The sequence below is a fragment of the Flavobacterium sp. 2 genome (assembly GCF_049949195.1).
GTDB lineage: Bacteria > Bacteroidota > Bacteroidia > Flavobacteriales > Flavobacteriaceae > Flavobacterium.
This window is the reverse complement of the sequence record NZ_CP188206.1, coordinates 4,345,667-4,358,428: the sequence shown is the minus strand read 5'-3', so window position 1 is coordinate 4,358,428 and position 12,762 is coordinate 4,345,667. Positions and strand designations below refer to the sequence as shown.

Below are 12,762 nucleotides of genomic sequence, written 5' to 3'. Positions count from 1 at the left end.
TTTTTATTTTTTAATCTACTTTGATTTTTGATAAAAATTATTAAATCGTTAAAGTAAAAAGGTTACATAACAAATATAAACCTATAATGTAATCGATTGATTAGTAATGCCGTACCAATAAATCTACATTTTGTAGATTTAAAACTACAAACTGAAAATTCTGAATTATGTTTGCTATGTTTGTGCATACAAATCTGATCGCACAAATGACGTTATTCCCTACTTTTCGTTATTGCTGGTTTTTACTGCTTCTAACTGCAGTGAAAGGTTTTTGTCAGGAAAACTACGCCTTCAGATGGTATACTGCAGATAATAATGAGCTACCACAGAGCAGTATAAAAGCAATCGTTCCAGATAAGTATAATTTTATTTGGATGACCACCGAAAATGGTTTGGTAAGGTATGATGGGAATAGTTTTGCTGCTTTCAATTCCTCAAATACAAACTTAGAGGGAAGCCGTTTTACAGATATTTTTGGAAGTATTGAAAAAGATAGTTTGCTTTGTTATAATCAAGGCAAAAAAGAATTAGCCTTAATTACTGGCCGAAAAATAAAGATCTTCAAACAGAAACCACCTGCTTCCAACATTATCAGAAAAGGGCAGCACTCTTACTTTCACGACGGACTTCCTTCCTATCTTTCAATTGATCCTTCTCAGCAATTTTGCTTCAAACTTCCAAATGGAAATATATTTTTCATGGATTCCGAGGAAGTAGAACTCTGCGATCCAAAAATGAAAAGCGTATATAAAATTCCCTATCCAAATTCTAGCGTCTTCAACTTTTTTGCTATCGGAAATGATCTTTTTTACCTTAAAGATAATGGGACTTATGAGTGTTTTTCTAAAAACGGAAAGAGTTCAGGAAAATTGGATTCAGAAATTTTTAAAACACCCCACAAGATTTACTGGAACATTACAACAGGGCAGGTTTTTCTTTCTTTCAAGAATAAAATTTTTCTTTTAAAAGATCAGAATAATAAGCTTTCAGCCGAGTTTATTATCGAGTTTAAAGAATTTGAGAATAGTAATATTGTCTCCATATATTATGATCGCATCAATCAAAAATTGTATTTAGGAAGTAATACAAACGGCTTATGTATAATCAGCTTTCCTGCTTTTACTTCAGTAAAAAAAAACCACTACAAATCAGAAGTTTATTATGCAGCTCAGACGTTTAGCGACAGCACAATTATAACGCCCAACGGACGCATATTCAGCAACAAAAAATTCATAGACAGTATTTCTTTTCCAAAAACCGTTTTTTTAGATGAAAAGGTAAACATTGTATTAGATGATGCTAAAAATATATGGATTTCAAGACTTTATGATGTTTTGTGTTATTTAAAAAACGCTAATTATAAAGAACATATCACTTACGGTTTTAATCAAAATCCAAAAGTCATTTTCAAAGATGATCAAAATACTATCTGGGTTAGTTTAGGAAATACTGAATTTAAAAAAGCAAAATTACATTCCATCAAAAACGGAAAAATTTCACTTGTTGCCATTTTTAAAAGCAATATCAATTACATTGCCCAATATGACAGTGAAACGCTGCTTCTAGGAACAGAAAAAGGGCTTTTTAAATTTAATAGAAACTCCAGAAAACTCGCATTTGTAAAAAACTCCGAAAATATAAATATCAGAAGTATTTTTATCGATAGCGAGAAAAAAATCTGGCTTACTACTTATGAAAAAGGCTTTTTTTTATATGCTGACAACAAGGTTCATTCTTTTCCTACTGATGAGGACAATTATTTAAATGCATCACATTGCATCGTAGAAGACAAAAAAGGTTTTTTTTGGATTCCTACCAATAAAGGACTTTTTCAGGTTTCAAGAAAAACGTTGCTTGAATACAGTAAAAATAAAATAAAGGCAATCTACTATCATCAATACAACAAATCGGATGGCTTTTTAACCAATGAATTCAATGGAGGATGCGAGCCAAATAGTAATTTTCTTAAAAATAATACTATTGCTTTGCCATCAATAAATGGTTTCGTTTTTTTTAATCCGTATAAAGTTGTGCCCTTGCTTCCAGGTAAAGAACTTTTTATAGATCGGGTAATTGTAGACCAAAAAGTGATTCCGCTTCAAGAAAAAATTATACTTCCTAACAATTTTCAAAGGGTCAGCATTTTAATTGCTTATCCGTATTATGGAAATCCTGAAAATTTGCATATTGAAGCAAAACTAGACAAAACCCCAAATAGTCGTTGGGAACGAATCAAAAACGAGAGATCAATATCGTTTACTACTTTGCCTCCAGGCGAATATAAATTAATGATAAGAAGTTTATCAGGATTTGATTCTCAATATGTTTACAAAAAAATATTACTTAAAGTTCCTGCCAACTTTTATCAAACCCCTTGGTTTACATTCTTGACTTATCTTTTATTTATTGCATTTGTAATTTTCATTTGGTATGTACGATTGTACTATATCAAACGAAAAAACATAAAATTAGAACAGGTTATTGAAGAAAAAACGAAGAAGCTGGCAGCGACAGTAAAAAAATTGCAAAAGACAAAAAGCAATTTAAAACAAGAAATCAAACAACAGGAAACTTTAGTAAAAAGCATAAGTCATGATATTAAAAGTCCTTTAAAATTCCTGACCAATTCTATTAGTCATTTATTTGAAAATGAAACCATTCAAGACGATGCAAAACTAAAAAAACATGTAGGGACAATAAAAATGTCGACTACACAACTTTATGAATATGTTGAAAATTTAATCAAATATTCCTCCATTTTTATTGAAGGGAAAAAATTGGAAGATGCATCCTATTCATTATATGAACTGATTGAAGAAAAAATTGACATTTTTGAAAAAATTGCCGAAGCTGAAAATATAGAAATCATAAATAGTGTTGATAAAAATCTTCGTATTAGAACAAATAAAAAAGCATTGTCTATCATTGTTCATAATTTGGTAGATAACGCTTTAAAGAATTCACAAAATGGCCATGTAGAGTTGTTTTCCGGAACAAAAGAAAATAAACTCATGATCACCATTATTGATAACGGAAGAGGAATGAGTAAAGAGCTAATTGATTATTACATGGATTTTTACAAAAACCCGATTGTCAAAAATTATCATTTAGGTCTTCATATGATTATTGAGCTTCTTTTAATTATTGAAGGAAATATCAATATCACAAGTACTCTTGATGAAGGAACTGCAATTGAAATAATTGTTGAATACGATTAATATTCGTAAGTTTTAAAAAGATTGATCAGTTCAACCAAATTTGTAATTTTAAGTTTTTCAAAAAGTCTGGCTTTATAAGTACTTACGGTTGACATATGTATATTAAGCATATTTGAAATCTCGAGATTTCCGTTGCCGTTGATTAGCATTTCGGCAATTTGAAGTTCTCTTTTCGAAAGGCTTTCCAGTGGATTTTTAGTTTTTTTGGTAACTCTTGTTTCCAATAATTTACTCACAAGTTCTGAAGACACATAAGTCGAAGTTTCAAAAATTGAGTTTATGGCAAATATCATTTTTTCTTCGCTGCAAAGTTTATTCAGATATCCATTTGCACCGGCAGAAATATATTGCAAAGCATATTGATCTTCTTCATGAGCCGAAAAAACCAGAATTTTTACACCCGACTGAATTGCTTTAATATCACTAATCATTCCGGTATTTTTTCCACCTGGAATATTGATGTCCAAAATCACTAAACAAATTGGTTTTTCTCTTAAAATTGCAAGGGCTTCAAAGAAATTTTCAGCATGCGAAATTTCTACATTTTCGATTTGTTTTTCCAAAACCATCGAAACTCCATTTCGTACCACCAAATGATCATCAACTATTAAAATTTGCTTCATAAAAAGAAAAAGAATTAGTGTCAAATTAACACACAATTTTTTAAACAATTAAATTTTTAACGAAAAACTTTTTCGCAGAATCAAAGCACAAAAAAAGGAATAGCAAATTCACTATTCCTTTTTTCTATTTTTAAAAAATCAAACTTTAAAAAGTCACCAGTTTCACTCCTAAAGTAAACCATCTTGAAGGCAACGGCACCGCGCCAACTTCATAATAAGTGGCATTAAAAATATTTTGAGCGTCTAAAAAGATCGTAAATTTATGAATCGACTGACTTACTCTAAAATCATTTATCCAATAAGAAGGACCTGTAATTCTTTCGTTAAAACGTGTTGCAAATAAGATCGAAAAATCTTTGTATTGATAATCTATTGTATTCGTAATCTGATGTTTTAGAGACGATATAAGATATTTCGAATAGATTTCTGTACGTGAACTTTTAAATTCTGAATCCAAATACGTGTAGGCTAAAAGAATATTTAATCTGGCATCTTTAGAGAAATCAAATCTGTAAGTGCCACGCAAATTTATTCCGTTTGTATTTAAATCTCCCGTATTCTGACTCTGCCAAGGCACTGTTGTGGCATTACGCATCCAATCGATGTAATTATCGATTTTTCTGTAGAAATAATTCGCATTAAAACTCAACGCTTTTTTATTGTATTTGAATCCGATTTCGCTCTGAAAAGCATTTTCTGAATCTAAATCCGAATTTCCGATATTTCCGGTTTGTTTCAAATATAAATCTGTAAACGACGGAATTCTTTGACTTGTGCCAACATTTCCAATAATTTTAAATTCATTTGTAATGGCATAACTTGCGTCGATTCCCGGATAAATCTGCCATTTATAATCTGAATTGTAATTGAGATAAGTTCCTAAATTAATGTCTAATTTTTCGAAGAAACTAGTTCTGTATTCTGCATACAATCCGACATTTTCGCGGTCATGATCTCCAATGTTTGACGAATGAATATCTTCATTTCTGAACTCTGCTCCAAAACCAATTTCTCCTTTAGACAATTTTACAGTAGAATTCAATTCTGCTGCAATTGAATTGGTATAATGCTGGCTTCTTCCAACCGCCAAATTTGAGTTTCCTAAATAACGATAATCATCATAATTGTATCTGTAAGTAACTCTTGGCATAATTTTCCAGCTCTCTGTAATCGAATGTTTTGACTGAATATTAGCAAAAGTCGTTTGAACAATTTCTGTCGAATTTATATCGCCGGGTGCCGCGTAAAATCCATTTGCGCCAAATCCGTTGTTGATATAACCTGCAGAACCTAAAATTTCGTTATTATCATTGATTTGAACATTTCCCTGATAGAAAATTTTATTGTTCTCAAATGCAGTATTGTAGCGATATCCGTTGCTTTTATCGTGCGAAGCGAAAATTAAATGTTGTTGTTTTTCTTTCCCTAAAACAGCGCCTGCCTGAATTCCGGTTCCGTAAAATGTGTCTCCGGTATCCTGTGTATCTTTTTCGAAATTAGAACCAGCATAAGTGCTTACTAAAAATCCAGAATCTTTAGGCTTTTTGGTAATAATATTGATCGCTCCGGTTAAACTATTAATTCCATAAATTCTGGCAGCTGGCCCGCGAACGACTTCAATTCTTTCAATAACTTCTACCGGAAGAGGTAGATTCAGCATATTATGAGCAGTCTGCGAATCGATTACTTTTGCTCCATTTAAAAGAACTACGGTTTGCTCAAAACTTCCGCCATCAACACTGATATCAGCCTGTGTTCCAAACGGACCTCTTTGTCTGATATCGACTCCGTTGGCATATTGTAATACCTCCTGAAGTGTTCTTCCCGGAAGTTTTTTAATGGTTTCACTTGAAATGATGTACACATTTCTGTTTTGCTTAGAAATAGGCGTACTAAAACGGTTTTCATTTATAAGGACTTCATCCATTTCATTAATGGAATCTTTCTTGGTTTGTGCGTAAAAATTGCTACAAATTACTGTTAAAACAGCAATATAGAGTTTTTTCATTTTGGCTTACTTTTTTTCTGCAAAAGTAACACCTTATTGTTCCAACCAAGCAAATCATTTTTATAATTATTCAAGTCGTGAACGTTTTTTTATAATCCCGATTTGAATCTCAAAATGAAAACAAAGCAAACGAATTTATTATTCTTTATAAATCAAATATTTAGCTCTCATTTTTTTAAACTCAGTCAAACCTTCTTTCCAACTGTTTCTAATTTCTTCTTCTGAGATTCCGGCTTCAATTTGCTGCTGCAGTTTTTCATTTCCTGCGCGAATTGAAAACTTCCTTTTATCAAAAAACTTCGATTTATCTGCTGTGGTTTGGTATGCTTTAATAAGCCATTTTATTTCTAATCTGTTTATTCTCGGAATTGCAGATAAATCTTCTCCGTTGCATTCCACTCCATTATACAAAGGATCTTTATCGCCAAAATTTGGTTTTGGAGTAAAAGCAAAATTACTTTTTGGAAGATCTGGCGAACCGTAAATTTGAAACTGTTTTTCGGTTCCGCGTCCCATACTCACATTTGTTCCTTCAAAAAGACATAAACTCACATATAAATTAATTGCCTGATCGTTTGGTAAATTTGGCGAAGGTCTTACTGGCAAACTGTAAGAACTTTTTCTGCTATAATTCAAACATGGAATTACAGTCAAATTACATTGAATGCCATCTTTCAGCCATTTTTCTCCGTTGATCATTTTTGCTTCTTCCCCCAAAGTCATTCCGTGCAGCAAAGGCGTTGGATGCATTCCGATACCGCTTTTAAAGGCAATATCCAAAACTGGTCCGTCAACAATCGCAATATTCGGATTTGGGCGATCTAACACAATTAGCGGAACATTATTTTCTGCACAAGCTTCCATAATTCTGTGCATTGTAGAAACGTAAGTATATAGTCGGGTTCCAACATCTTGCAAATCAAAAATCATGATATCAATTCCTTTTAATTGCTCTGGAGTTGGTTTATTGTTTTTCCCGTAAAGCGAAGCAATTGACAAACCTGTTTTTGAATCAATTTCGTCAGATACTTTTTCGCCTGCATCTGCAGTTCCTCTGAAGCCATGTTCGGGAGCAAAAATGGTTTTGATTTTTATCTTTTGTTCCACTAAAAAATCGACTAGATGTTTTTCTTTAGTGATAATTCCCGTTTGATTGGTTACGATTCCAACGGTTTTGCCTTTTAGTAAAGGCAGGTATTTTTCAGAATTCTCAGCTCCTGTTTTTATTTGCTGCGCAAAAGAAACTGCTGAAATTAGTATGCAGATTATTATATTTTTCATGGTAATTATTTTTTATTTTGCCACAGATTAAAAGGATTAAAATGATTTTTTTGTTTTGACACAAAATCAAAAATTTTTTCTCGCAGATTCCGCAGATTTAGGAGATTTTATTATTAAAAATTATCTGCTAAATCTGCGGAATCTGCGAGAGGCAAAAATCATTTTAATCCTTTTAATCTGTGGCTAAAAACCTTTTTAATATTTATTAATCTGTCTCCAGATTTTGGCACTAAAATCGTCTTTATACATTAATCTGTTTGTTCGGGTTGGATTAACTCGATTTGTCAAAATGATTAAAAATCGGTTTGTATTTCTATTCATAAAGAAAAAAGTTCCCGTAAAACCTGTATGTCCAAAATCATCTTTTGTAAAAAACTCGTCAGGTTTTCTTTTATCGAAACCTAAACCTCTGTAAATTCCTTCTTTAGCAAGCGGAGAATCTGTAAACTCTTTTACTACTTTGGCTTTTAGAATTTGTTTTCCTTTATAATTTCCGTTGTTCATTAGCATTTTGCAGATAACGGCAATCGATTCTGCATTGGCAAACAAACCTGCATTTCCAGAAACGCCTCCAAAAATGGCCGCTGCCTCATCGTGTACATAACCTTTAACGGTATCTTTTCTGAAAAAATTATCTACTTCAGTTGGCATTACATTTTCGATCGAAGTCCATTTTAACGGATTATATCCAATTTTTGAAATTCCCAATTCTTTATAAATTTCATTTGTGAACTGATCGAGTTTTTTTCCTGTTTTGGTTTCAATCATTTGTTTCACTAAAAGCAAATTCAAATCGCTGTACAAATATTTCCCTCTCGGATTTGTATTTGCTTTCGCAATCCTTTCATAAACCGATGGATAAAATTCTGGATTCAGCCACATGTTTTTATAAATCTGAACCCAATTTTCCTTTGGAGCAAAAACAAGATATTTTGGATCGTAAACAATGTTTTTATTTACATACATATTATCAAAAGGCTCAACATATTGTTCCGATTTTTGATTGCTCAAAAATGGCGAATGATCTGGTGTAGAAAGCAATGCCTGATAAAAAGTAATACTCGGTGTTAATCCAGAAGTATGTGTCAACAACTCAAAAAGCGTTAAATCGGAAATAGCTGTGTTTTTGTACATTGGAACAATTTCACCTACTTGATCTGTCAGTTTAATTTTTCCATCTCCAACCAAACGCATTGTTACAAGCGTTGCTCCTAAAACTTTAGACATCGAAGCCAGATCAAAAACATCATCTGATTTTACTAATTGCTTTTTGGTATAATCGTGATAACCGTAATTTTTGGAAATCAGATTAAAATCTCCTGTCCCTACGATAATTTGTGCTCCTGGAAAAAAACCTTTTCCCAAAGCATTTGTCATCATTGAATCGATGTAAGCTTCATTTCGTTCTAAACCAAATGATTGTTTTGAGTTTTCCTGAGAATAAACATTTACTCCTAAGAAAATCAAGGAAACAATTATAATTTTGATACCAATATTTTTCATAGTACTATGGATTAATTTTTAAGTCCTGTCCCGCCATCAAAGGCTCGTTATTGGTTCCTGTAATTTGTATTCTAACCGCTTTTACAGGCTGTTTTGGATAAATGGATGCGTTTCCGTAATCAAAATTATCGCCTTTTATAAAATCAGTTCCATTGTATGAAAACTCCACAAAACCATTATTAATAATAAATCTCGGATGATGTGGAATTCCAGTTAAAACATCAATTTTAGAAGATGTTACAGGATTGGTAAAAGTATATAAAATCCAGTCGCCCTCTTTACAGGCAACATCGGTACGCAAATACGATTCTTCATTATAATCTTGCAGATTTGAAATTGGAAACTTAGGATTTTCTGCCATCGACGAAGTTACTTTCACTTCTGGTTCCTGATAAGGCGAACAATTGAATTTTACATTTGCAGCAGACTTTTTCTCCTCTTTATTTTCTACCGTAAAATCTAATCTATAGGTATTTTTTTCGTTGTAATTTTCAATCAGAAATCTCAAACGAGGTTTTGATTTTAACCCTTTTTCGTCTGCATACGTCTGCACTAATTTATCATTTTCAAAAAGCGAAACATTTTTGATTGTTCCGTTTGCTCCGTCATCTGTTGGATTAAATGTCAAATACCAAATCCCTTTTTTGTCCACATGTTCTGAGATATTTTCTGAAATAGTCAAAACTTCTGCTTTTGAAGTATTCCAAGTTGCAACAGGCAGTTTCTCCACTTTTACAACTGGACTTGCCGAAGTTTCATTGAAGAAAACTCTAAACATATAATGCTCATAATCTTTGGTTTGAATTGATCCTGTGTACAAAGGCGATTGTCTCGTTGGCTCATTTCCGTCTTTATCAAATCGTACAATAGCACCTTCATAAGGCGACGTTACGGTAATCGTTCCGTTTTTATAAATTGCCGTTGGAGGAAAATCTCTAAATGCAATTCCCATATCTGCCAATCTTTTTAAATGGCTATTGGTTAATCTTCCATAAAAATCATCCCAGTTTTTATCTTCTTTTTTAGACCATCCAATTTCAGACAACGCACTGATTCTCGGATAACTTTGGTATTCCATAATTCTTGCAGGACGATCCAAATATTCGCTCCATAAAGCACCTTGAACTCCAATTATATTTTTTTGTTCTTCTAGAGTTAAATCTGCATCTGGAATTGGTTCGAATGAATAGGCTCTTTTTGTATCAGTAATTGCTGCCCAGCGGTGACCGCGTTCCGTTTCAGATTGCGCCATATCAAAATACAGAAATTGTCCTGGCATCATGATGGTTTTGTATCCTTTTTTAGCCGATTCAATTCCGTAACTAATTCCCTGCCAAGCAGAAATAAGGGTATTTGGATTGATTTCTCCACCTTTCAGAATTTCATTCCATCCATCTGTTTTTTTATGGTATTTATCTACAATCTTTTGAACTCTTCGAAAGAAATAATTCTGAAGCTGAAAACTATCTGTAAATCCTTCTTTTGCCATCAAAGCCTGGCATTTTGGACAATGTTCCCAATTCGCGCGATTCACTTCATCTCCGGCAACATGAATATATTCAAAAGGAAATAATCCTGAAACTTCTCTAATGATTGAATCTAAAAGATCATAATTTTCTTCGCGTCCTACACACCAAACATTTTTTACTTCGCCCTGAACACTTTTAAGTTCCTGCGTTATCGCACAACCCACTTCTGGATATGAAGCTGTTACAGCACGTGAATGTCCCGGAATTTCGATTTCTGGCATTACAGAAATACCGCGATTTGCTGCATAAGCCACGACTTCTTTAATATCTTCTTGTGTATAAAAACCTCCGTAACGTTTGTCTCCAGAACCATAAGATGGAAGCAAAACTTCGCCTGGACCTCTCCAAGCTCCTTTTAGAGTTAAATCGGGCATCGATTTGATTTCGATTCTCCAGCCGTTATCATCAGTTAAATGCCAGTGAAAAACATTCATTTTATGAGCGGCCAACCAATCGATATAATTTTTTACGGTTTGTTTATCGAAGAATTGTCGTGAACAATCGAGCATCATTCCGCGCCAGTCAAAACGAGGATAATCTTCAATTTTCACAAACGGAAGAGCTCCTTTTTTAACTTCTTTCGCAGAACAAATTTGCAGTAAAGTCTGGAATCCGTTTAAAACACCTTTATCCGTTTTTCCTTTTACGAAAATTCCTTTTTCATTTATTTCCAATTGATAACCTTCATTTGGAAGATCCAATTTCTTATCTACTAAAAATGAAATATTATTTTTTCCGTGTTTTTTTCCTGTCGAAACAATTGGATTAATTCCTGTATTTTTTGAAAAATCTGCAGTGATATAATCGGCACTGTTTTTTAGTTTTTTGTCTACAACAACTTTTAATGGTGAAGGAAAAACAAATTGTCCCGCGCTTTGTTGAACGGATACAGGTTTCGGAATTATGTCTATTTTTTGGGCTTGTACAAAACTAAGCGAACTTAGAAATAGGGCTAATAGAAGAATATTTTTTCTCATCTCTTTTTATATTTTATTTTGCTGAAAATTCAATCGGACTGCTTTCTGTCTGGGTCTGACTCAAAGCGGTGAGCGCATAAACGTAGTTTTCCAAATCTGGGTTTGGCACTTCTAGTTTTAGAGCCGTTGTCACATAATAAATATTCTGAGGATTTGAGAAATCAGTAATTTTCCCTTTTGGAAATCTGTAGATCACATATTTTTTGTCGTTTAATGTCGCTTTCCAAGTTAAAACTGCTTTGTCACCTTTTTTAGCAATTACTGCATTTGTTGGCACTTCAGGTTTTAATCTGGTAATTCTGTTTGCTTCTGGCGTTAAAGCAATGTATTTGTATTCTTTTTGAAGAAGAGGCTGTCTAAGCGTATCTCCTTTTTTTAGAAAAGTCGAAGCAGTAAAATGCATTGAACCATCAATTTGAGGCATTTTCCGAATCATTTCAATCTGTTTTACGATTTGGTCAGGGCTTCTCCACTCCGGTTCTTTTGCTGTATTCGAAATTTTATAATCGCCATGACCAACATAAACATTTGCTCCATATTTGTGTTCTGCCCACCATTTTGCCAAAACTTCAAAATTGGCGCGGTCAAAACCAATGTGCCAATATATTTGAGGTGTTACGTAATCGATCCAGTTTTCTTTTTGCCATTTTAATATATTCGCATACAAATCATCATAATTTGTAGCTCCGGCAACAGTTTTAGAACCTTCAGAATCTTTGGCAATATTTCTCCAAACTCCAAAAGGCGAAATTCCGAATTCAACTTCTGGTTTATTGGCAATAATAGTATCTCTAATTTGTTTGATAATTAAATCGACATTGTCTCTTCTCCAATCGTCTTTGTCTTTAAACTGACGCGGTTCTTTGGCAAATGCTTTTTCATCTGGAAATTCTTGTCCAGCGATTTTATATGGATAAAAATAATCATCCATATGAACTGCCTGAATATCATATTTACGAACAATTTCGCCAACAACAGAAGCCACAAAATCTCTGGTTTCTTTTAAACCTGGATTGAAATATCTCGTTTTTCCGTACGTCAGGAAAAGGTCTGGTCTTTTAAAATACAAATGATCTTTTGAAAGCACATCTCTAACAGTATCTTTTTGAACACGATACGGATTTAGCCAAACATGAACGTTCATTCCGCGTTTTCCCGCTTCATCAATCATCATCTGTAACGGATCAAAACCCGGAGCAACGCCTTGAATTCCTGTTATCCAATGCGATGCTGGTTCTTTTGTCGATTTGTAATACGCATCGGCTGTTGGACGAATCTGAAAAATTACGGTATTAAGATTATACGAACGAAGATTATCCAAAATAGCAATCATTTCGTTCTTCATTTCTTTATCTGATAATCCTGGTTTAGATGGCCAGTCGATATTTTCTACGGTAGAAATCCAAGCTGCTCGCATTTCTCTTTTTGGAGACTGCTGACTGAAAATTTTGGTTTGAATCAGCAACACCAAAATCATAATTTTTATGCTTTTCATAATTATTATTTTAGGTAGTTAGTATAGTTTATTTAACCGCAATCCCGATAGCTATCGGGAGCAATAGTTTACGCAATGTTCGCAAAGTTTTCTTTTATTTTTAATCTTTAGCGGCCATTTTTCTCTCG

Annotated in this window: 7 protein-coding genes; 1 reads left to right on the top strand and 6 read right to left on the bottom strand. The window is 33.2% G+C overall.

Annotated features, from left to right (window positions below; all coding sequences use genetic code 11):
• Positions 1–167: 167 nt before the first annotated feature.
• Positions 168–3,218, top strand: coding sequence for an ATP-binding protein (locus ACNFIH_RS19030; RefSeq protein WP_426484340.1), 3,051 nt, complete (start codon positions 168–170; stop codon positions 3,216–3,218).
• Here the strand turns inward: ACNFIH_RS19030 and ACNFIH_RS19025 are convergent.
• The 6 genes from ACNFIH_RS19025 to ACNFIH_RS19000 all read right to left on the bottom strand — a co-directional run bounded on the left by ACNFIH_RS19025 (position 3,215) and on the right by ACNFIH_RS19000 (position 12,634).
• Positions 3,215–3,841 (bottom strand): response regulator, encoded by a 627-nt coding sequence (locus ACNFIH_RS19025; RefSeq protein WP_426484339.1) that lies wholly within the window; start codon positions 3,839–3,841, stop codon positions 3,215–3,217. The two genes, ACNFIH_RS19030 and ACNFIH_RS19025, sit on opposite strands and share 4 nt — an antisense overlap.
• A 145-nt stretch (positions 3,842–3,986) precedes the next feature.
• Positions 3,987–5,849 carry a TonB-dependent receptor plug domain-containing protein gene (locus ACNFIH_RS19020; protein ID WP_426484338.1) on the bottom strand — a complete coding sequence of 621 codons (1,863 nt, stop codon included), beginning with the start codon at positions 5,847–5,849 and terminating at the stop codon, positions 3,987–3,989.
• A 138-nt stretch (positions 5,850–5,987) separates the two neighbouring features.
• Positions 5,988–7,130, bottom strand: a complete 1,143-nt coding sequence (locus ACNFIH_RS19015; protein WP_426484337.1) for an exo-beta-N-acetylmuramidase NamZ family protein — start codon at positions 7,128–7,130, stop codon at positions 5,988–5,990.
• Between the two features lie 195 nt (positions 7,131–7,325).
• Positions 7,326–8,633: a serine hydrolase domain-containing protein gene (locus ACNFIH_RS19010; protein WP_426484336.1), complete on the bottom strand. Its 1,308-nt coding sequence runs from the start codon at positions 8,631–8,633 to the stop codon at positions 7,326–7,328.
• Between the two features lie 4 nt (positions 8,634–8,637).
• On the bottom strand, positions 8,638–11,139 hold the full coding sequence (locus tag ACNFIH_RS19005; RefSeq protein WP_426484335.1) for a beta-N-acetylhexosaminidase: 2,502 nt from the start codon (positions 11,137–11,139) through the stop codon (positions 8,638–8,640).
• A 13-nt stretch (positions 11,140–11,152) separates the two neighbouring features.
• Complete coding sequence (locus ACNFIH_RS19000; RefSeq protein WP_426484334.1) at positions 11,153–12,634, bottom strand: glycoside hydrolase family 10 protein; 1,482 nt, start codon at positions 12,632–12,634, stop codon at positions 11,153–11,155.
• Positions 12,635–12,762: the final 128 nt, after the last annotated feature.

What these genes read in the sequence shown, in the direction of transcription:
- ACNFIH_RS19025 (WP_426484339.1), bottom strand. Translation starts at nt 3,841, where the DNA reads ATGAAGCAAATTTTAATAGTTGATGATCATTTGGTGGTACGAAATGGA.
- ACNFIH_RS19030 (WP_426484340.1), top strand. Translation starts at nt 168, where the DNA reads ATGTTTGCTATGTTTGTGCATACAAATCTGATCGCACAAATGACGTTA.
- ACNFIH_RS19000 (WP_426484334.1), bottom strand. Translation starts at nt 12,634, where the DNA reads ATGAAAAGCATAAAAATTATGATTTTGGTGTTGCTGATTCAAACCAAA.
- ACNFIH_RS19020 (WP_426484338.1), bottom strand. Translation starts at nt 5,849, where the DNA reads ATGAAAAAACTCTATATTGCTGTTTTAACAGTAATTTGTAGCAATTTT.
- ACNFIH_RS19005 (WP_426484335.1), bottom strand. Translation starts at nt 11,139, where the DNA reads ATGAGAAAAAATATTCTTCTATTAGCCCTATTTCTAAGTTCGCTTAGT.
- ACNFIH_RS19015 (WP_426484337.1), bottom strand. Translation starts at nt 7,130, where the DNA reads ATGAAAAATATAATAATCTGCATACTAATTTCAGCAGTTTCTTTTGCG.
- ACNFIH_RS19010 (WP_426484336.1), bottom strand. Translation starts at nt 8,633, where the DNA reads ATGAAAAATATTGGTATCAAAATTATAATTGTTTCCTTGATTTTCTTA.